We start from the raw sequence: 20585 nt of genomic DNA, 5'->3' as shown, positions 1-20585 counted from the left end.
TCACCGCAGGGATCGGCTAATGCTCCGCGCCGGCAGTGACCGCCATGTCGACCGCATGCGACAGCGCCGCTTCCACCGCGATCCGCACGCCCGCGACCATCGTCTCCAGCGGCAGCCCGGGCTGGCCGGGATGGCACGCAGCCTGTGCATCGGAATACGGGATGTGGATGAAGCCGCCGCGCACCGCCTTGCGCCTGCGCAGGGTGTGCATCAGCCCATAGAACACGTGGTTGCAGACGAAGGTGCCGGCGGTCTGCGAGACCTCGACGGGGATCCCCGCGCGCGTCATCGCCACCAGCATGGCCTTGACCGGCAGCGTCGTGAAATACGCCGCCGGCCCGCCCGCGACCACTGGCGTGTCGATTGGCTGCGCGCCGGCGTTGTCGGGAATGCGCGCGTCGTCTACGTTGATGGCGACACGCTCGAGCGAGATGTTCGCGCGGCCGCCGGCCTGGCCCACGCAGACCACCAGCGCGGGACGCGCCTGGCGGATTGCGCGACGCAGCGCGCGCAGCGACTCGCCGAACACCACCGGCAGCGCGTGGCCGACGATGCGGTGGCCGGCCACGACCTCGCCGTCCAGCGCCCGCACCACGGCCTGGCTGGGGTTGTCGCCGTGGCCGCCAAAGGGACCGAATCCGGTCAGCAGCACGGTGGGCATCGAAGTGGCGTCGTCGGTCATCAGCGGAACACGATGAAGTACATCAGCACGATATTGCAGGCCAGCAGCGGCAGCGCGGTCGCCACCTGCTGGCGGATCACCGCGTTGGGATCGCGCAGTTCCAGCAGGGCCGCGGGCACCAGGTTGAAGTTGGCCGCCATCGGCGTGAGCAGGGTGCCGCAGTAGCCCGACAGCATGCCGATCGCCGCAAGCGATGCGGCATCGGCGCCGTGCATCTGCACCAGCAGCGGCAGGCCGACGCCGGCGGTGATCACCGGGAAGGCGGCAAAGGCGTTGCCCATCACCATGGTGAAGGCGGCCATGCCCAGCGCATAGGCCACCACCACGACGAAGCGGTTCTCCACCGGGATCAGCATTCGGATCACTCCGGCCACCGCCTCGCCCACGCCGGTGGCCGCGAACACGCTGCCGAGCGTGGCCAGCAGCAGCGGCAGCAGCGCGGCCCAGCCGATCGCATCCAGCAGCCGGCGCGACTGCTCGATCGCCGCGACCGGCGTGCTGCGCGTGAGCAGCAGCGCGGCGATCACCGCCAGCACGCAGGCCACCCCCAGCCCGACCAGGGTGGTCAGCTGCGCGCCGAACACGCGCGTGCCGCCCAGCTCGATGTCGGCAAACGGCACGGCCACCAGCACCGCGACCACCGGGATCAGCAGCGCTGGAATGAACAGCCGGTTGCCCAGGCGGCGCGCCGACGCTTCGCGCCCGGCTGGCGTGCCTTCGTCGCAGCGTCCCCGTCCCAGGCCAAATGCCGCCAGGCAGGCGAGCACGACCACGATGCCGCCGACCACGGCCGGCGGCATCCGCTCGGCCGCCAGCATGGCCAGCGCGACCAGGCCCCAGAACAGCGCGTTGGCGAAGCGGCGCGGATTGGCGCGGTCGCGCGCAGCGCGCAGCGAGGTCCACAGCAGGGTGCCGCCAACCAGCCAGTAGATCCACTGCAGGCTGATCATGGCGTCTTGCCTTCGACATCGACCGGCGTGACCGTACGCGCGGCGAGGGCGGCGGCCTCACGCTGCAGGCGCCGGTCGAGCCGCGCCAGCCGCGCGCCATGGATGACGAAGGCGCAGATCGCCGTCGGAATGCCCCACAGCGCGATATGCAGGGGTTCGAGCACGATGCCGTGCTCGGCGTAGAAGCCCTGCATCAGCAGCACCGCGCCGAAGGCGATGAAGATGTCCTCGCCGAAGAACAGGCCGACGTTGTCGGTGGCCGCGCACAGCGCCTTCAGGCGCTCGCGGCTGTCCTCCGGCAGCGACCCGTGGCGCGCCTCGGCGGCCGCTTCGGCCATCGGCGCCAGCAGCGGGCGCACCGTCTGCGGATGCCCGCCCAGGCTGGTCAGGCCGAGCGCGGACGCAAGCTGCCGCGCGCCGAGATAGGCGATCAGCAGGCGCCCCGCGGTCGCGCCGCGCAGGCGCGTGATCCAGGCCTGGGCGTGTTCCTTCAGCCCGTGCCGCTCGAGCAGGCCGATCACCGGCAGGGTCAGCAGGAATACCGTCAGGTAGCGCTGCTTGGTGAACGACTCGCCCAGCAGCTCCAGCACCTGCACCGGCGTTTTCCCTGCAACCAGGCCGGTGACCAGCCCCGCCGCGACCACGATCAGTGCGGGGTTGAGGCGCAGGGCGAAGCCGATCACGACCAGCGCGATGCCGACCAGGGGCCAGTAGCTCATGCGTGCGGCATCCGCGTGGCGGGGGAGAGGATGGCGAAGCCCTCGGCGCGCAGCGCGCCGCGCAAGGCTGAGGCGAACGCGGCGGCGTCCGCGTCCGCGCGATCACCGTGCAGGCACAGCGTGTCGGCGCGGATCGGCACAACGTGCCCGTCGATCGAGGTCACCGTGCCCGAACGCAGCATGCTGCGCACCTGGGCGAGCGCAGCCTCCACGTCCGGGACCACGGCGCCGGGCTGATCGCGCGGCACCAGGCGGCCGTCGGCGGTGTAGGCGCGTTCGGCGAAGGCTTCCTGCGCCACCGGCAGGCCCAGGCGTGCGCCGGCGTGGGCCAGCTCGGAGCCGGCCAGGGCGTACAGCCACAGGCGCGGATCGGAGTCGTGGACCGCGCGGGCGATGGCGTCGGCGATGCCTGCATCGCGCGCTGCGAGGTTGTACAGCGCGCCGTGCGGCTTGACGTGGGCAAGTACGGTGCCGGCTTGGGTACACAGCGCTGCCAGCAGCTCGACCTGGTCGCGGACCAGGGCATGCACTTCCGCCGGCGGCAGCGACAGCTCGCGCCGGCCGAAGTGCGCCCGGTCCACGAACGAAGGATGCGCGCCGATCGCCACGCCATGGCGTAGGCACAGCGCGATCGCCTCGCGCATGCTGCGCGCGTCGCCGGCATGGCCGCCGGTGGCGATGCTGGCCGAGCTGATGCAGGGCACGATCGCGGCATCGTCGCCGCAGCCTTCGCCTAGATCGCAGTTGAAGTCGATGCGTGCCGTCATGTCGCGCGGGTCCTCGCCTCGATGGCCAGGGCGATGCGGTGCAGGCGCTGGCGCTGCTCGGCATTGGCCGCGCTGGCCTGCGCCGGCGTGCAGGGCAGGAAGTGCAGCCGTGCGCCGGGACGCATCTGCGCCAGCAGCGGGATGTCGGCGCGGATGACGTGGCCGATGCGCGGATAGCCGCCATGGGTCTGCGCATCGGCCAGCAGCACGATGGGCTGGCCGTCGGGCGGCAGCTGGACGGTGCCGGGGGCGACAGGTTCGGAAATGCGCTCATCACGATCTGCCACCTGCAGGGCCGCACCCTGCAGGCGCAGACCCTGGCGGTTGCTGCGCGCATCCGCCTGCCAGACCGGGCCGCACACGCCGTCCACCGCATCGGCCCCGGGCAGGAGCCGGATCGTGCGGGGCCGCCCAGACGGATGAGCATAGGGCAGGGGATTGGCGTCGATCCACCAGCGCGCGACCTGCAGCTGGCGCGAAGGCGACGCGGAGCGGCCGCCGATCGCGAGTTGGTCGCCCGCCTGCAGGGCGCGCCCGTCCAGGCCGCCAAATCCGCCGCGCAGGTCGGTACTGCTGCTGCCCAGGACCGGCTCGACATCGAGTCCACCGGCCACGGCCAGATAGCTGCGCGCGCCATCCAGGCAGGGTCCGAAGGCGAGGGTGGTCCCTCTCGGCAGGTCGACCGGTCGATTGCCCGGCACCGGCATGCCGTTCGCGCGCGCCTCGATGGCGGCGCCGCAGATCGCCACGCGCGCCGCCTGGCCGAAGCGCAGCGTCGGCCCGACCAGTGTGATCTCCAGGCCGGCGTGCCCAACCGGATTGCCCGCCAGCAGGTTGGCCAGTGCGTGCGCCCAGGGATCGGCCGGACCGCCGCTGGCCACGCCGAGATGCCGCAGGCCGTGGCGCGGCGCGCCCTGGACCGTGGTCAGCAGGCCCGGCGCGATGATCCCGATCGATGCCGGCCTAGCCACGTGCGTCGTCCACGGTCGCTGCCAGGCGCGCGTACTCGGCCAGGGCGATCGACACGAAGCGCAGGCGCTGGCCGGGCTGCAGCAGGCTGGGCGCCGCGCGATGCGGATCGAACAGCGCGGTGGGCGTGCGGCCGATGATCTGCCAGCCGCCGGGGCTGCCGGACGGATAGATTCCGGTCTGGCTGCCGCCGATGCCGACGCTGCCGGCCGCCACCCGGGTGCGCGGCGTGGCGTGGCGCGGCGTGGCCAGCGCCGGGTCCAGCCCCAGCAGGTACGGAAAGCCCGGCGCGAATCCGATCATCCCGACGCTGTATTCCGGTGCGCAATGGCGCGCGATGACCTCGTCCCGGTCCAGCCCGGCCCGGGCCGCCACGGCATCCAGGTCCGGTGCGCAGGCACGCTCGTAGCAGACCGGGATTTCAATCGTGCCGGTCGCCGTGCACCCCGCAGCGTGCGCGTCCCCGGCCGGCAGCCCCGCCAGCCAGTCTTCGGCCAGGTCGCGGGCGAAGCGGTCGCGGGCCAGCAGATGTCCTGGATCGATGTAGAGCGCGAGTGCGGCATAGGCCGGCACGATGTCGAGCAGCCACGGCGGGCGCGCGGCGGAGATGCGCGCGGCCAACGCATGCACCTGCCGGTTGAGCTGCAGCTCGACGCACGCGCCCAGGCGCAGCAGGACCGCGTCCTCGCCCAGCGCCTCCAGTGTCCAGGGCGGCGTATTCAATCCGGCTCCGGCGCCGCTCAGCGCTTCTTGCCGCCCAGCAGGCCGCCCAGGATGCCGCGCACGATCTGGTTGGTGATCGTGCGCGCGGCCTGCTTGCTGGATGCCTCGATCACGCCCTGGCGCCGGCCGCTCCCGAACAGCACGTCGCGCACCGCCTTGCCAAAGCCGCCGCCCTCGTCCGCCTTCCCGGGGCCGCCACGCGCCGGCGGCGCTGCAGCGACGTCGGTGGCGGCCTGCGCGCGCGCGGCCAGCATCTCGGCCGCCGATTCGCGATCCACCGCCGTGTCGTACTTGCCGCCGACCGGGCTGCCTGCGCGCACCTGCGCACGCTCGGCTTCTGTGATCGCGCCCATGCGGCAGCGCGGCGGCGCGACCAGGGTGTGCTCGACCGCCATCGGGATGCCTTTTTCCTGCAGCGTCGACACCAGCGCCTCGCCGGTGCCCAGCCGCGACAGCGTCTGCACCACGTCCAGCGCCGGATTGGCGACGAAGGTTTCGGCCGCGGTCCGCACCGCCTTCTGGTCGCGCGGGGTGAACGCGCGCAGCGCGTGCTGCACGCGATTGCCGAGCTGGCCGAGGATCTCGTCCGGCACGTCGTCGGGAAACTGCGAGCAGAAGTACACGCCCACGCCCTTGGAGCGGATGATGCGCACCACCTGTTCGATGCGCTGGCGCAGCGCCGCCGGCGCATCGTCGAACAGCAGGTGCGCCTCATCGAACATGAACACCAGCTTCGGCTTGTCGAGGTCGCCAACCTCGGGCAGGTGCTCGAACAGCTCCGACAGCAGCCACAGCAGGAAGCTCGAGTACAGGCGCGGCTTGAGCACCAGCTGGTCGGCGGCGAGGATGCCGATCACGCCGCGGCCGTCGTGGGTGGTGCGCATCAGGTCGGACAGCTCCAGCGCCGGCTCGCCGAACACGTGGTTGCCGCCATCCTGCTCCAGCCGCAGCAGGGCGCGCTGGATCGCGCCGATCGACTGCGGGCTCACCAGCCCGTACTCGGTCGAGATCGACTTGCGCTCCTCGGCCACCAGGCCGAGCAGGGCGCGCAGGTCGGCCAGGTCGAGCAGCAGCAGGCCGCGGTCGTCGGCCAGCTTGAACACGATGTCGAGCACGCCCGACTGGGTGTCGTTGAGCTCGAGGATGCGCCCGAGCAGGGTCGGGCCCATCTCGCTCACGGTGGTGCGCACCGGGTGGCCGAGCTTGCCGTACAGGTCCCAGAACACGACCGGACTGCCTTCGGCCGCGTAACCCTCCACGCCGATCTGCGCGGCGCGGGCCAGCAACTTGTCGTTCATGGCGCCCGGCACGGCCAGACCGGCCACGTCGCCCTTCACGTCGGCCATGAACACCGGGACGCCGATGCGCGAGAAGCCCTCGGCCAGGGTCATCAGGGTGACCGTCTTGCCGGTGCCGGTGGCGCCGGCGACCAGGCCGTGGCGGTTGCCGTAGCGCGGCAGCAGGTGCACCTGGGCGCCCCCGCCGGTGGTGATGGCCTTGCCGACAAGAATGGGCTGCATGCGTGCGTCCGTGTTCCGGTGTGGATTGCCCGGGATTCTAGCCTTGTCCCGGGTGCGGGCAGGCGCACCGGCGAAGTAGCGCCGGCAGTGCGCGGTTGCGCGGAATCGGCCTGAGTTCCTTGTGGCACCCGGCGGCAGCGGCTACCCTGCCGGCCCCCTCCGCGGTCCCGGTGCTAGATGTCGTCCCTGCCCATGCCTGCACTGCGCGGCCTGCTGCTGGCCAGCGCGCTCGTGCTCGCCGTCGTTCCCTCCGCCGCGCAGGCGCAGTCCAGGCGCACCGTGGCTGCGATCGAAGCACTCAACCAGCGCATGGCCGCCGCCGAGACGCGCTGGCGCGACGCGCTGGTGAAGATCGGCAACAGCGATCCGACCGGGCTGGACGAAAGCAATGCCGCGCTCGAGGACATGGAGGACGTGATCGTCGATTGCGGCAAGCTCAAGGGCTGCGGCTCGGGCAACCTGCTGGCCAGCTACAAGCGGCTGCTCAAGGCGCAGGCCGATGCCGCCGCTGGCGTGGTCGGCGATGAAGCGGACGACAGCATCGCCGAGGAAGGCGACCTGCCGACCGGCGAAGTGCCCGACAGCGCCACCGCCGCCGCGCTGCTGGGCGCCGAGGACCGCCGTTTCCTCGAGCAGGTGCAGATGAACCCTGCCGTGCAGGCCGGCATCCGCCGCTGGCTGACCGACATGCGGGTGGCGCTGATCACCAGCCACGAGAACTTCCAGTACATGCAGCACCTGATGTCGCCGGCGTTCAAGCGTCGCGGCCTGCCCGAAGCGCTGCTGTTCGGCATCCTGGCCAAGGAATCCAATGGCCGCGTGCACTCGCGCTCGCGCGCCGGCGCCACCGGCCCGCTGCAGTTCATGCCGGCCACCGGCAGCCGCCTGGGCCTGGGGCTGGACGGGCGCGGCTTTGACACCCGCTACGATCCGCGCGCCTCGGCTGACGCGGCCGCGGTGTACCTGGGCGAGCGCTACGCTGAATTGGGCGGCGACAACATCGAGCTGTGGCTGGCCGCCTACAACGGCGGCGAGGGCAGGGCGCGTCGCGTGCATCGCGAGTTCGGCGGTCGCAGCTTCTGGGATCCGGACGTCTACAGCCAGTTCCCGCCCGAGACCCGCGACTACGTGCCGATGGTGATCGCGGCGGCCTGGCTTTACCTGCATCCGCGCGAGTACGGCCTGAACTTCCCGCGCGTGGACACCCGCCCGGCAACCTTCCAGCTCAAGCGTGCGGCCTCGATCTACGAGCTGACCATTTGCCTGGGCAACGGCAATACCCGCGACGGCTACATGCGCGTGCTGCGCAACCTCAATCCCCAGTACGAGGCCGAGGCGGTGATCCCGCAAGGCGCGCGCCTCAACGGCACCGTGCGCATGGCCGGCCTGTACGAGCGCTGGTGCACCAAGGGCGCGCGCGCCGAACTCGCCCGGCAGCTGGTCAACAGCGACCCGTCCACTGCGATCGTGCGCGTGGGCGATGTGGAAACGGTGACCTTGCCCGATGGCACGGTGTTGCAGCAGCAGGCCGCGCTGTCCGCACCTGCCGCCACGGTGGCCCCGGCGCCAGCAGCGCCGCGTACCCATCGCGTCGCTTCCGGCGAAACCCTGGTCGCCATCGCGCAACGCTACAGCTGCGATACCAAATCGCTGGCCGCCGCCAACGGCATCAAACCGCCGCGCTACTTGGTCCGGCAGGGCCAGCAGCTGAAGCTGGAAGGCTGCCGCTAGAAACCCGGACACATCCACGAACGCAACGATTGCGTTCGGAATGCCAAATCAGGGCTATCCGGGCATTCTTCCCAGGCGATCACGGGCGCAGCTCCAGCGCCGGGCAGGCCGGCGCGGACCAAGGGCAGGTGTCCGCCCGGGGTCCGGCAGGCTCAGTCGCCGCCGTCTTCCTGCTGCGCCTCGTCCTCGCGCTCGATCGAGGTGGCTTCGAGCAGTTCCTGCTGCGGCTGGCGCAACGCGACCAGGTCGAGTGGCCGGATGCTGCGGATGTGGCAGCGAATCCGGATGGACGACGTGCCCGGGCCCATCGGCCTGACGTAGTCGAATCGCGCCACGATCGACCCGGTGCGGCTGGAGATATGGATCGAGTGGGCGAAGGGCAGATCGCTGCAGGGGCCGGTCAGATCGAGCAGGAATGCCTGGCTGGGCCGCGTGTGCAGGACCAGCGCGCTGGATCCCACCGAACTCCAGCCGGAGAACCGGCCCGGGTGTCGGATGGAATTGACCGGCTCGCCGGCGTGTGCTTCGAGAACCGCCAGACGCTCGGCAGGGCTCATGCGGGGTCCGCTCGCGCAGGCGGCGAGGGCGACAATCAAGGCGAGAAAGGCGAGTAGGCGGCTCATGACGGCTCCTGTGGCGCGGGTTCGCGGTCGGTCGATTCCGACGGACATCGACCATGTGGGGAGACGAGCGAAGCCACTCTACACCCGTTGTGGTGTCAACGATCCGTGATGCGGATCGCAGTCGCGTCGCGTCAGGGCGCCGATCGTCTTGCAAGCGCCTGTCCCAGCCGCACCGCGGTTTCCGCCTTCAGCGAGGGATCCAGCTCGGCCACGCCCGCCGGCAACAGCACCACCACGGTCGAGCCGTAGTTGAAGCGCGCCATCTCCTCGAACCGCTCCAGCACGATCCCATCGCTGGTCCAGTTCTTCGCGGTGACGCTGTCGCCGTAGGCGGGGATCTCCTCGCCGCTCCACACCGTCTCCACGCCCGACACCAGCAGCGCACCGACCATCACCACGGCCATCGGGCCGAAGTCGGTGTCGAAGTGGCAGACCAGGCGCTCGTTGCGCGCGAACAGGCGCGGCACCGAGGCCACCGCATCCGGACCCACCGAGAACAGCCGCCCGGGCACGTGCACGGTCTCGCGCAGGCGCCCGGTCCAGGGCATGTGCACGCGGTGGTAGTCCTTGGGCGACAGGTACACCGTGGCGTACAGGCCGTCGGCGTAGGGCGCCGCCGCAGCCTCGTTGCCCAGCAGTTCGGCGGCAGTGAACGAGCGGCCCTTGGCCTGGAAGATGCGGCCCTGCTCGATGCGCCCGCACTGGCTGACACGGCCATCGGCCGGCATCAGCAGCGCCAGCGGATCGGGATCGGGCACGCGCACGCCGGGCTTGAGCGCGCGGGTGAAGAAGGCATTGAAGGTCGCGTAGGCACCTGGATCGGACTCCTGCGCCTCCGACAGGTCGACCCCGAAGCGCCGCGTCACCGTGTCGATCAGCCAGCCCCGCGTGCGCGGATTGTCCGAGTAGGCCAGTGCGCGCGCCAGCGAGGACAGCAGCCGGTGCGGCAGCAGCCAGGTCAGCGCGGTGACCAGGTTCACGGGCCGTCCGCCCCGGACAGCGCCAGCAGGTCGGCCGCGATCGCGGCCGGGTCGTCCACGGCGCTGCCGGTCACCACGCCGGCCATGCGGCCTTGCGGGTCGAGCAGGGCCATCGATGCGCTGTGGTCGATCGAGTACTGGTCGGCCGGCGCGCCGTCGGGCGCCGGCACCTTGGCGAACACCATCGACAGCGAGCGGGTGAAGGCCTCCAGCGACGGCACGTCGGCGGTCGCGGCCAGGGTGTCGCGATGGAAGGCGTGGGCGTATTCGCCAATGCGGTCGGGCGAGTCGCGCTCCGGGTCGACCGAGACGAACAGCACGCGCGGCCGGGTCGAGTCGGGCAGCGCTTCCCATTGCCGCTGCGCCTGCGCCAGCTGCGCGAGCGTCATCGGGCACACGTCCGGGCAGAAGGTGAAGCCGATGAACACCAGGGTCCAGTGGCCGTGCAGCTCGCCCGGCATCAGCTGGGTGCCGTCGGACTGCTGCAGCGCGAAGTCAGGCAGTTCGCGCGGCTGCGGGAACAGTTTCACCGCCTGCAGCGAGGGCTGCGGCGTGGCCGGATCGCTGAAGAACTTGCGCGAAGCGAGCAGCCCCAGTCCCGCAAACAGGGCGACCAGCAGCACGATGATGACGGTACGGTTGAACATCCGTAAATCCAGGCCGACAGCGGCCCATCATACCCGCCGCTCGCTATACTTGCCGACCGGCGGCGTGCCGGGGATGGACAGCGCCATGACCGACGAACTGCAGACGATCATCGACCTGATCCGTTACGGCGCCAGCCGCTTCAGCGCGGCCGGGCTGACCTTCGGGCACAGCTACGACAACGCCATCGACGAGGCCACCCAGCTCACCCTGCACGCCCTGCACCTGCCGCACGACCTGGGCCCGGCCTATGGCCAGGCGCGGGTGACGCTGGCCGAGAAGGAAGATGTGCTGGCGTTGTTCCTGCGCCGCATCGAGGAGCGGGTGCCGGCGGCCTACCTCACCGGCGAGGCCTGGTTCGCCGGGCTGAGCTTCAAGAGCGACGCGCGCGCCCTGGTGCCGCGCTCGCCGATCGCCGAGCTGATCCTGTCGGGCTTCGAACCCTGGCTGGGCGGGCGCGAAGTGCGCCGCGCGCTGGACCTGTGCACCGGTTCGGGCTGCATCGCCATCGCGATGGCGCACTACAACCCCGACTGGCACGTGGATGGCGCCGACATCAGCGACGACGCGCTGGCGCTGGCGCGCGAAAACGAATCGCGGCTGCTGTCGGCCAATACGCGCATCGTGAAGTCGGACCTGTTCGCCGACCTGCAGGGCGAGCACTACGACCTGATCGTCAGCAACCCGCCGTACGTGACCGACGACGAGACCGACGCGCTGCCGGAGGAGTACGCCCACGAGCCGGAGCTGGGCCTGCGCGCCGGCAACGACGGCCTGGACATCGTGCTGCGGATCCTGCGCGACGCACCGCTGCACCTCACCGAGGACGGCATGCTGGTGTGCGAAGTCGGCGAATCCGAAGGCGCGCTGTCGACGCTGCTGCCGGGGCTGCCGCTGATCTGGGTGGAGTTCAAGGTCGGGCAGATGGGCGTGTTCGTGGTCGAGCGCCACGACCTGGTTTCGCACCATGCGCGGATCCGGGCGCTTGCCGATGCGCGCGGGGGTCGTGTGACATCGGCCGAGGTCGTGGATTCGGCCGGTGGTCGCCTGTTCTAGTTTCGTAGCCGGAGTGGCGCGATCTTTGGACTGCCATTCCAGATGGATGGATCAACCGCATGGATTCCCGCGTTCGCGGGAATGACGGAATCAGGAAGGCGTCAAGTTGAACACGTTTGGTCATCTTTTCCGCGTCACCACCTTCGGCGAATCGCATGGGCCGGCGATCGGCTGCGTGATCGACGGTTGCCCGCCCGGCGTCGCGATCGCGCCGGAGGATTTCTCGCACGACCTGGCGCGGCGCGCCACCGGCAAGACCCGCCACACTTCGGCGCGGCGCGAGGCCGACGAGGTCGAGATCCTCAGCGGCGTGTACGAAGGCGTCACCACCGGCACGCCGATCGCGCTGCTGGTGCGCAATACCGACCAGCGCAGCAAGGACTACGGCGCCATCGCGCGCCAGTTCCGTCCCGGCCACGCCGATTACGCGTACTGGCAGAAGTACGGCCTGCGCGATCCGCGCGGCGGCGGGCGTTCGTCGGCGCGCGAGACCACGATGCGCGTCGCCGCGGCGGTGGTCGCCAAGAAGTGGCTGTTCGCGCGCGGCGTCGGCGTGCGCGGCTACATGGCGCAGATCGGCGACGTGGTGCCGCGCGCGCACGACTGGAGCGTGGTCGAGGACAACCCGTTCTTCTGGCCCTGCGCCGGGCAGGTTGCGGAACTCGAGAGCTACATGGACGCGCTGCGCAAGTCGGGTGATTCGGTGGGCGCCAAGGTCGTCGCCGTGGCCGACGGCGTGCCGCCGGGCTGGGGCGAGCCGGTGTACGGCAAGCTCGATGGCGACATCGCCGCGGCGATGATGTCGATCAACGCGGTCAAGGGCGTGGAGATCGGCGAGGGCTTTGCCTCGGTGGCGCAGAAGGGTACGCAGCACCGCGACGTGATGACGCCTGGCGGCTTCCTGTCCAACCACGCCGGCGGCGTGCTCGGCGGCATCAGCACCGGGCAACAGGTGGTGGTCTCGGTCGCGTTCAAGCCGACCTCCAGCCTGCGCCTGCCGGTGGAAGGCGTGGATGTCGACGGCAACGTGGTCGACATCATCACCACCGGCCGCCACGATCCCTGCGTCGGCATCCGCGCCACGCCGATCTGCGAGGCCATGCTGGCGCTGGTGCTGATCGACCAAGCGCTGCGCCACCGCGCGCAGTGCGGCGATGTCGGCGAGGTGTCGCCGCGCATTCCCGCGGCACCGGATGGCTGAAGTCCGGCCACGGGTGTGGGTGTCTCAGCCGCTGTTCGACGACATCGTCGGCAGGCTGGCGGAGCATTTCGACGTCGAGGCCACGCGCGAGGTCACCGCGTGGTCGCCGGCTGCGGTGGCCGACAGGCTGCGCGACGTCGACGGCGCGCTGGTGACCCTCAACGAACGCATCGGCGCAGCCGAGATCGCCGGCGCGGCGTCATTGCGCGCGGTCGCCAACGTCGGCGTCGGCTACGACAACCTCGACGTGGCCGCGCTGGCCGCGCGCGGCATCGTCGCCACCAACACGCCCGACGTGCTCACCGAAACCACCGCCGACATGGGGTTCGCCCTGCTGCTTGCCGCGGCGCGCCGCATCACCGAGGGCGAGCGCTGGCTGCGCGAGGGGCGCTGGACGCAGTGGTCGTTCGACACCCTGCTGGGCCATGACGTGCACGGCAGCACGCTGGGCATCCTCGGCATGGGCCGGATCGGGCAGGGCATCGCACGCCGCGGCGCGCACGGCTTCGGAATGCGCGTGATCTACCACAACCGCAGCCGGCTGCCGGTCGGTGTCGAAAGCAACTGTCGTGCGACGTATGTCGACTTGGATACACTGCTGCGCGATTCGGACCACCTGGTGCTGGTCCTGCCGTATTCCGCGCATACCCGCCACGTGATCGACGCCGCCGCCCTTGCGAAGATGAAGCCCACCGCGACGCTGATCAACATCGCGCGCGGCGGCCTGGTCGACGAAGACGCGCTGGCAGCGGCGCTTGCCGGCGGCCGTCTTGCCTCGGCGGCGCTCGACGTGTTCGAAGGCGAGCCTGCGGTCAACCCGAAGCTGCTGGCGCTGCGCAACGTGGTGCTGACTCCGCACGCGGGTAGCGCCAGCCGGGCCACCCGCCGCGCGATGGCCAGCCTGGCCGTCGACAACCTGACCGCCGCGCTGGGCCGTGGCCCGCAGGCCGGCAATCCGCCGACGCCGGTCACCGGGAAAGCGACCGCGAAACGATAGGGGAGCCAACGCCGGTCGTCCCGCGCGCGGGTTCCCCCGAATACCAGCGACGGCGCGCATCCGCGCGCGCCGATGCACCTGTCCAGAATTCCCTGCGCCCCACCCCTTTCCGGATTCCTGCCCCATGAGCACCTCGCCCAACCGTCGTTTCAACGTTGCCGTCGTCGGCGCCACCGGCGCCGTCGGAGAAGTGATGCTGTCGATCCTGGCAGAGCGCGATTTCCCGATCGGCAAGCTGGTCGTGCTCGCCTCCGAGCGCTCGGCCGGCAGCACCGTCGAGTACCGCGGCGAGGATCACGTCGTCCAGGACCTGGCGACCTTCGACCCCGCCGGCATCGACATCGCGCTGTTCTCCGCCGGTGGCGACACCTCGAAGGAGTACGCGTCGAAGTTTGCCGCCGCCGGTGCCGTGGTGATCGACAACTCCTCGGCCTTCCGCTACGACGACGACGTGCCGCTGGTGGTGAGCGAGGTCAACCCCGAGCAGGTGCGCAACCGGCCGCGCGGCATCATCGCCAACCCCAACTGTTCGACCATGCAGTTGCTGGTCGCGCTGGCGCCGCTGCACCGCAAGTACGGCATCGAGCGCATCAACGTGGCCACCTACCAGTCGGTGTCCGGCGCTGGCCGCAGCGCGATGGAGGAACTCGGCAAGCAGACCGCACAGCTGCTGGCCTTCCAGGAAATCGACCCGCAGAAGTTCCCTGTGCAGATCGCCTTCAACCTGATCCCGCACATCGATGCGTTCATGGACAACGGCTACACCAAGGAAGAAATGAAGCTGGTCTGGGAGACGCGCAAGATCCTCGGCGACGAGTCGATCCTGGTGAACCCGACCGCGGTGCGGGTGCCGGTGTTCTACGGGCACTCCGAGGCGGTGGCGATCGAAACCCGCGAAAAGGTCACGCCCGAGGCCGCGCGCGAGCTGCTGGCCGCTTCGCCGGGCATCGAGGTGGTCGACGACCGCAAGCCGGGCGGCTATCCGACGCCGGTCAGCCATGCCTCGGGCAAGGATGCGGTCTACGTCGGCAGGATCCGCGAGGACCTGTCGCACCCGCGCGGCCTCAACCTGTGGATCGTCTCGGACAACATCCGCAAGGGCGCCGCACTCAACGCCGTGCAGCTGGCCGAGCTGGTGGCTGCGGAGGGCTGAGACGGGGCGTCCAAGCGGGTCGCGTCGCGCAGATGTCGCTTGGCGCGGCACCAGGTTCGCGTCGCGCCGCTTGACGATCGCTACGTCAATCAATACGTTGCGAGCGTCATTTCGACTGATTCTGATCCGGAATCCATGGGGACCTTCTCTTGAAGACGCTGGCGTGCCGCCTCGTCCTGCTGCTGGCGCTGCTGCTGCACATGCCGGCAGCGCTGGCGCTGGGCCTGGGCCAGATCGAGGTGAAGTCGCAGGCCGGCGAGCCGCTGCTGGCCGAGATCCCGATCATCTCCACCGATCCGTCGGAGCTGGACAACCTGCAGGCGCGCCTGGCTTCGCCCGAGACGTTCCGGCGCATCGGGCTGGAGCCGCCGACCGGCCTGGTCTCGGGCCTGCGCTTCACGATCGCGCTCGATCCGCGCGGGCGTCCGGTGATCCGCATTACCAGCGACGTGCCGGTGCAGCAGCCGCTGCTGACCTTCCTGATCGAAGTGGACTGGGGGCAGGGGCGCCTGGTGCGCGAATACTCGGCCCTGGTCGACACGCCGCAGACGGTGGCCGCGCCGGCGCAGCCGCCGATCCAGGCGCCGCAAGCCGCGCCGTCGAACGTGATTGCGCGCGTCCCGCAGGCCGGGCAGGCCGCCGACGATGCGCAGCCCGAGGACGTGCCGGCAGCCGGGACCGAACCGGAGCAGCCCGTCGCCGAAGAGTCGACGGCGCCTGCTCCTGCGCCCGCACCTGCGCCTGCGCCCGAGCCTCCGGCGCCCGCCGCGGCCGTGGCGTCGGACGAATACGGACCCGTGCAGCAGGGCCAGACGCTGGGCCGGATCGCCGCCGAGCTCTCGGCAGGCAGCGGCCAGAGCCTCAACCAGGTGATGCTGACCCTGCTGCGCGCCAATCCCGAGGCGTTCATCGGCGGCAACCTCAACCTGATCCGGCAGGGCGCGGTGCTGCGTGTGCCGCCGCAGGAAGACTGGTCGCAGGCCAGCGTGGCCGAGGCCAATGCCCTGGTCCGCGAGCACGTTGCGCGCTGGCGCGAGATGCGGCGGCCCGTGGTGCAGCCGGATGCTGGCGCAGAAGCGGCGCAGGCCGCGGCACCTGCCGCTGCCGCGGATCCGGCATCGGCCGCACAGCCGGCCGCGCGGGTGGCCGATGCGCGGCTGGAGATCGTGCCGGCCGGCAGCGGCGGACAAGAGCAGGCAGGTACACGGACCGGCACGGCCGCCGGAGGCGAGGGCGACATGCTGCAGCAACAGGATCTGACCCAGACGCGTGAAACCCTGGCCGCGCGCGACGCCGAGGTGCAGGAGCTGCAGACGCGCCTGGCCGAGCTGGAACAACTCCAGCAACAGCAGCAGCAGCTGATCCAGATGAAGGACAGCGAGCTGGCCGCCGCGCAGGAGCGCCTTGCCCAGAGCAATGCGCAGGCCAGCCAGCCCCAGCCCGATGCGCAGGCCGCCGCCACTGCGGGCCTGCCGTGGCTGTGGATCGGACTCGGCCTGCTGGTTGCAGGCCTGCTGGCCTGGTGGCTGCGCTCGCGGCGCAAGCCGGTTGAACCTGCACGCAAGCCAGCTTATGGCTTCGCGTCGGCGCCGACCCAGCGCACGGCCGCCCAGCCGACGCCCGCCCAGCAGGCAGTCGCCCCGGAACCGCAGGCAGTCGTGCCCGTGGCGGATGTCGTGCCGGCGCCCGCGCCTGCTGTCGAAAAGCCGATTTCCATGCAGGCCGCGGTGTCCTGGCGCGACGCGCCCGCCGCGGCCACGGGTGGCTCGCCGACCTGGCACGCCGGCGGCGATGCCGCGTCGGTCGCGCCGCTCAACCAGGCCCCGGCGGGACAGGAACGCATCGAGCTGGCGCGCGCCTATATCGACCTGGGCGACGTCGAGACCGCCCGCAGCCTGCTGCAGGAAGTGGCGGCTTCGGGCGACGCGGACGCGCGCGGCGAGGCCGAGCGGCTGCTGCGCGATCTGGCCTGAAGTGCCGCGTTACGCGATCGGCGTCGAGTACGACGGCGCTGGCTTCAGCGGCTGGCAGCGGCTGACCAAGGCTGGCGCGCACGACGGGGCCACGGTGCAGGGCGTGCTCGAGGCGGCGCTCAGCGCGGTGGCCGACGCCAATGTCGTCACCGTCTGCGCCGGGCGCACCGACGCCGGTGTGCACGCACAGTGCCAGGTGGCCCATTTCGACAGCGAAGCCGCGCGCGACCTGCGCGCCTGGACCCTCGGCGCGACCACGCGCCTGCCGCCCTCGGTCAGCGTGACTTGGTGCCGGCCGGTCGCCGACGACTTCAACGCGCGCTTCTCGGCGGTGGCACGGCGCTATCGCTACCGCATCCTCAACCGACGGGTGCGACCGGCCCTGGCGCGGCAGTGGCTGTCCTGGCACTGGCGCCCGCTGGATGCGGCGACGATGCACCGCGCCGCGCAGGCGCTGCTGGGCGAGCATGATTTCGGGGCGTTCCGCTCCAGCGAATGCGAGGCCAACCACGGCCGGCGCGAGCTGCAGCACATCGAGGTCCGGCGCGAGGGCGATCTCGTCGTCGTCGACGTGCAGGCCAACGCCTTCCTGCACCACATGGTCCGCAACATCGTCGGCTCGCTGCTCGAGGTCGGCGCTGGTGCGCAGGACGAGGCCTGGATCGGCGGCCTGCTGGCCGGCCGCGACCGCAGGCTTGCGGGTCCGACCGCCCCGGCCGATGGCCTGGTGTTCGTCGGTCCGCTGTATCCGGCTGCGCATGGACTGCCAAACGAGGTCACGCTGGCCTGAAGCCGGCGCGGACGCGGGCGCGTTGTCCGCCTTCGCCTGAACCGCGCACAATGCCGCATCGCCCCCTGGAATCCCGATTGTGTCCATGCCCCCGTTTCGCACCCGCATCAAGTTCTGCGGCATGACCCGCGCCGGCGATGTGCGCCTTGCCGGCGAACTCGGGGTCGATGCGGTCGGCTTCGTCTTCGCGGCGCGCAGCCGGCGCCGGGTGGATGCGGGGCAGGCGGCGGCGATGCGCGAGGCGCTGGCGCCGATGGTGGATGCGGTGGCGCTGTTCATGGACAACCCGGTCGAGGAGGTGCGCGAGGTGATCTCGCGTGTCCGCCCTTCGCTGCTGCAATTCCACGGCGACGAGGACGAGGCCTTCTGCCGCAGCTTCGGGTTGCGCTACCTCAAGGCCGTGGCGATGGGCGGCGACGCCCGGCTGGACGCGCTGGAGCTGCACGCGCGCTGGCCCAGCGCAGCAGGCTTCCTGTTCGACGGACACGCGCCGGGCGAGGGCGGTGGCGGCGGACGCGCATTCGAATGGTCGCGCGTGCCCAAAGGCGTTACCAAACCCTACTTCGTCGCGGGCGGGCTGACGCCCGACAACGTGCACGATGCGGTCATGGCCACCCGGCCCTGGGGCGTGGACGTGGCCAGCGGCGTGGAAGCACGCGACGGCCTCCCCGGTGCCAAGGACGGTGCGCGCATGCGCCGCTTCGTCGAGGAAGTGCGCCGCGCCGATTGCGGCTGAAGGCTGAGGCTGGCGCGGCGCACATCCGCGCCTGCGGGAGTGGATTGTCCGAAAGCTGGATTTCTCCGCTGCGCCCTAGCCCGGATCGCGAGGCGACGCGCTCAATCCGCTGCCGCAAGCTGCGCGCGCAGCCATGCCGCCAGCCGCTCGAGCTGGGGATCCGCATCCGCGCGGGTACACAGGCACCAGTGCGCGCCTGTTTCGATGAAGCCCCAGGGCGCCACCAGGCGGCCGCTGGCGAGCTCGCCCGCCACCAGCGGCTGCGGCGCGATCGCCACGCCCAAACCGGCGACCGCCGCTTCCAGCAGGTAGTACAGGTGCTCGAAGCCGGTTCCCTGGCGCAACGCGGCCGGATCCAGCCCGTGGTGGCGCGCCCACTGTGGCCAGGCCTGTGGGCGCGACGCCGTATGCAGCAGGTCTTCCTCCAGCAGCGCCGCGGCCGGCCGGCCGGCCAGTCGCGCTGCCGATGGATGCCGCGGGTCGACCACCGGCCCGATGCGTTCGGGTGCCAGCACGTGCACGCGCCATTGCGCCGGCCAGGGTGGCTCCGCGATCAGCACAGCGGCGTCCAGGCCGGGCAGGGCGGGTGCGAACGCGCCTTCGTGGGGCGACAGATGCAGCTGCAGGCCGGGCAGATCGCTACGCAACTGCTCCAGGCGCGGGATCATCCAGCGCGCCAGCAGGCTGCCCGGGCAGCCGATGACACGGGTGCCCGGCTCGCTGCCGCGCCGCAGCCCGCGCACCGTCGCCTGGATCTGGGCAAACGCGGTGCCGGTGGCTTCGCCCAGGCGCCGTCCTGCATCGGTCAGGCGCAGGCCGCGCCCTTCGCGCGTGAACAGCGCCACGCCCAGCTCGTCCTCCAGCAGGCGCACCTGGCGGCTGACCGCGCCGTGGGTCACGTGAAGTTCGGCAGCGGCGCGTCCCAGACCGCCCAGTCGCGCGGCAGCCTCGAAGGCGCGCAGCGCATTGAGCGCCGGGAGATCGTGACCGGACATGTGAGTTTTACTGATGAGTTGCCCAGATCTTATCGGTTTTTACGCGCAGACATGTGCGCTAGAGTGCGATGCATCCGCAGCACCGGCACATACTGATGAGCGCCAATCCCTCCCCGCAGGACTTCCACGCCTACCCCGATGCCACAGGCCACTTCGGCCGCCACGGCGGGCGCTTTGTCGCCGAAACCCTGATGGGGCCGCTGGAGGAACTTGCGGCGGCCTACGACGCCGCGCGCGTCGACCCTGCGTTCGTGGCCGCCTTCGACAAGGACCTCAAGCACTACGTCGGCCGGCCCAGCCCGATCTACCACGCCGAGCGGCTGAGCCGCGACGTGGGCGGCGCGCAGATCCTGCTCAAGCGCGAGGACCTCAACCACACCGGCGCGCACAAGGTGAACAACACCATCGGCCAGGCGCTGCTGGCCGCGCGCATGGGCAAGACGCGGATCATCGCCGAGACCGGCGCCGGCCAGCACGGCGTGGCCAGCGCCACGGTCGCCACGCGGCTGGGCCTGGAGTGCGTGGTCTACATGGGCGCGACCGACATCGAGCGCCAGAAGATCAACGTCTACCGGATGAAGCTGCTGGGCGCGACCGTGGTGCCGGTGACCAGCGGCTCGGCCACGCTCAAGGACGCGCTCAACGAAGCGATGCGCGACTGGGTCACCAACGTGCGCGAAACCTTCTACATCATCGGCACCGTGGCCGGGCCCGACCCGTATCCGCGCATGGTGCGCGACTTCAATGCCGTGGTCGGGCGCGAGGCGCGCGCGCAGATGCTTGAAGACTACGGGCGCCTGCCGGATGTGATCACCGCCTGCGTGGGCGGCGGCAGCAACGCGATCGGCCTGTTCCACGCCTTCCTCAACGACCCGGGCGTGCGCATCGTCGGCGCCGAGGCGGCGGGCGAGGGCATCGATACGGGCCGCCATGCGTCCTCTCTGTCGGCCGGGCGCGTCGGCGTGCTGCACGGCAACCGCACCTACGTGATCTGCGACGATGACGGCCAGATCACCGAGACGCATTCGATCTCCGCCGGCCTGGACTATCCCGGCGTCGGCCCCGAGCACGCCTTCCTCAAGGACACCGGCCGCGCCCAATACGTCGGCGTGACCGACGAGGAAGCGCTGGCCGCCTTCCACAAGCTCACCCGCAGCGAAGGCATCCTGCCGGCGCTCGAATCCAGCCACGCCGTCGCCCAGGCAATCAAGCTCGCGCGTGAACTGCCCAAGGACGCGCTGGTGCTGTGCAACCTCTCCGGCCGCGGTGACAAGGATGTGCACACCATTGCCGCGCGCGAAGGGGTGGAGGTTTGATTCGGCCACGGATGACGCGGATGAACGCGGATCGACAGCAGACAGGACCATCGCAATGA

General features: G+C 70.9%; 20 protein-coding genes. 9 read left to right on the top strand and 11 right to left on the bottom strand.

The window, feature by feature from the left end; translation table 11 throughout:
* Positions 1–16: 16 nt before the first annotated feature.
* The 7 genes from pcp to ACW5DW_RS15180 are packed head-to-tail and all read right to left on the bottom strand — an operon-like array spanning position 17 to position 6330.
* A complete protein-coding gene (gene pcp / locus ACW5DW_RS15210; RefSeq protein ID WP_457020042.1) occupies positions 17–682 on the bottom strand; it encodes a pyroglutamyl-peptidase I in 666 nt (221 codons plus the stop codon).
* Complete coding sequence (locus ACW5DW_RS15205) at positions 682–1632, bottom strand: DUF979 domain-containing protein (protein ID WP_457020041.1); 951 nt, start codon at positions 1630–1632, stop codon at positions 682–684. The genes pcp and ACW5DW_RS15205 overlap by 1 nt, the downstream gene beginning before the upstream one ends.
* Complete coding sequence (locus ACW5DW_RS15200) at positions 1629–2351, bottom strand: DUF969 domain-containing protein (RefSeq protein WP_457020040.1); 723 nt, start codon at positions 2349–2351, stop codon at positions 1629–1631. The genes ACW5DW_RS15205 and ACW5DW_RS15200 overlap by 4 nt, the downstream gene beginning before the upstream one ends.
* A complete protein-coding gene (locus ACW5DW_RS15195) occupies positions 2348–3118 on the bottom strand; it encodes a 5-oxoprolinase subunit PxpA (protein ID WP_457020039.1) in 771 nt (256 codons plus the stop codon). The genes ACW5DW_RS15200 and ACW5DW_RS15195 overlap by 4 nt, the downstream gene beginning before the upstream one ends.
* A complete protein-coding gene (locus ACW5DW_RS15190) occupies positions 3115–4089 on the bottom strand; it encodes a 5-oxoprolinase subunit C family protein (RefSeq protein ID WP_457020038.1) in 975 nt (324 codons plus the stop codon). The genes ACW5DW_RS15195 and ACW5DW_RS15190 overlap by 4 nt, the downstream gene beginning before the upstream one ends.
* The gene (gene pxpB, locus ACW5DW_RS15185; protein WP_457020037.1) at positions 4082–4810 is read right to left on the bottom strand and encodes a 5-oxoprolinase subunit PxpB; all 729 of its coding nucleotides are present in this window, start codon (positions 4808–4810) and stop codon (positions 4082–4084) included. Before pxpB ends, ACW5DW_RS15190 begins: the two co-directional genes overlap by 8 nt.
* Before the next feature lie 17 nt (positions 4811–4827).
* A complete protein-coding gene (locus ACW5DW_RS15180) occupies positions 4828–6330 on the bottom strand; it encodes a helicase HerA-like domain-containing protein (protein ID WP_457020036.1) in 1503 nt (500 codons plus the stop codon).
* A 177-nt stretch (positions 6331–6507) separates the two neighbouring features.
* Here ACW5DW_RS15180 and ACW5DW_RS15175 point away from each other — a divergent pair, with 177 nt between their 5' ends.
* Complete coding sequence (locus tag ACW5DW_RS15175) at positions 6508–8061, top strand: transglycosylase SLT domain-containing protein (RefSeq protein WP_457020035.1); 1554 nt, start codon at positions 6508–6510, stop codon at positions 8059–8061.
* Positions 8062–8213: 152 nt separating this feature from the next.
* Here ACW5DW_RS15175 and ACW5DW_RS15170 read toward each other — a convergent pair whose 3' ends face one another.
* The 3 genes from ACW5DW_RS15170 to ACW5DW_RS15160 all read right to left on the bottom strand — a co-directional run bounded on the left by ACW5DW_RS15170 (position 8214) and on the right by ACW5DW_RS15160 (position 10311).
* A complete protein-coding gene (locus ACW5DW_RS15170; protein WP_457020033.1) occupies positions 8214–8732 on the bottom strand; it encodes a DUF6491 family protein in 519 nt (172 codons plus the stop codon).
* An 83-nt stretch (positions 8733–8815) separates the two neighbouring features.
* A complete protein-coding gene (gene asd / locus ACW5DW_RS15165; protein WP_457020032.1) occupies positions 8816–9664 on the bottom strand; it encodes an archaetidylserine decarboxylase in 849 nt (282 codons plus the stop codon).
* Entirely contained in the window at positions 9661–10311 is a 651-nt protein-coding gene (locus ACW5DW_RS15160; RefSeq protein ID WP_457020031.1) for an SCO family protein, read from the bottom strand. The genes asd and ACW5DW_RS15160 overlap by 4 nt, the downstream gene beginning before the upstream one ends.
* Positions 10312–10384: 73 nt before the next feature.
* Between ACW5DW_RS15160 and prmB the strand changes: the two genes are divergently transcribed.
* The 7 genes from prmB to ACW5DW_RS15125 all read left to right on the top strand — a co-directional run bounded on the left by prmB (position 10385) and on the right by ACW5DW_RS15125 (position 18215).
* Positions 10385–11365 carry a 50S ribosomal protein L3 N(5)-glutamine methyltransferase gene (gene prmB / locus ACW5DW_RS15155; protein ID WP_457020030.1) on the top strand — a complete coding sequence of 327 codons (981 nt, stop codon included), beginning with the start codon at positions 10385–10387 and terminating at the stop codon, positions 11363–11365.
* A gap of 106 nt (positions 11366–11471) precedes the next feature.
* Entirely contained in the window at positions 11472–12566 is a 1095-nt protein-coding gene (gene aroC, locus ACW5DW_RS15150) for a chorismate synthase (protein WP_457020029.1), read from the top strand.
* A complete protein-coding gene (locus tag ACW5DW_RS15145; RefSeq protein WP_457020028.1) occupies positions 12559–13563 on the top strand; it encodes a 2-hydroxyacid dehydrogenase in 1005 nt (334 codons plus the stop codon). The genes aroC and ACW5DW_RS15145 overlap by 8 nt, the downstream gene beginning before the upstream one ends.
* 124 nt (positions 13564–13687) lie before the next feature.
* A complete protein-coding gene (locus ACW5DW_RS15140; protein ID WP_457020026.1) occupies positions 13688–14716 on the top strand; it encodes an aspartate-semialdehyde dehydrogenase in 1029 nt (342 codons plus the stop codon).
* A gap of 149 nt (positions 14717–14865) precedes the next feature.
* Positions 14866–16689, top strand: a complete 1824-nt coding sequence (locus ACW5DW_RS15135; protein WP_457020025.1) for a type IV pilus assembly protein FimV — start codon at positions 14866–14868, stop codon at positions 16687–16689.
* Position 16690: 1 nt separating this feature from the next.
* Positions 16691–17479 carry a tRNA pseudouridine(38-40) synthase TruA gene (truA, locus tag ACW5DW_RS15130; RefSeq protein ID WP_457020024.1) on the top strand — a complete coding sequence of 263 codons (789 nt, stop codon included), beginning with the start codon at positions 16691–16693 and terminating at the stop codon, positions 17477–17479.
* Between the two features lie 79 nt (positions 17480–17558).
* Positions 17559–18215 carry a phosphoribosylanthranilate isomerase gene (locus ACW5DW_RS15125; RefSeq protein WP_457020022.1) on the top strand — a complete coding sequence of 219 codons (657 nt, stop codon included), beginning with the start codon at positions 17559–17561 and terminating at the stop codon, positions 18213–18215.
* 101 nt (positions 18216–18316) lie between these two features.
* Here ACW5DW_RS15125 and ACW5DW_RS15120 read toward each other — a convergent pair whose 3' ends face one another.
* Positions 18317–19210 (bottom strand): LysR family transcriptional regulator, encoded by an 894-nt coding sequence (locus ACW5DW_RS15120; RefSeq protein ID WP_457020021.1) that lies wholly within the window; start codon positions 19208–19210, stop codon positions 18317–18319.
* 95 nt (positions 19211–19305) lie between these two features.
* Here ACW5DW_RS15120 and trpB point away from each other — a divergent pair, with 95 nt between their 5' ends.
* On the top strand, positions 19306–20526 hold the full coding sequence (gene trpB / locus ACW5DW_RS15115; protein WP_457020019.1) for a tryptophan synthase subunit beta: 1221 nt from the start codon (positions 19306–19308) through the stop codon (positions 20524–20526).
* Positions 20527–20585: the final 59 nt, after the last annotated feature.

It is taken from the genome of Luteimonas sp. A482, from assembly GCF_054072655.1.
Note: the sequence above shows the minus strand (reverse complement) of the source record. Positions and strands in the feature narration are given on the sequence as shown.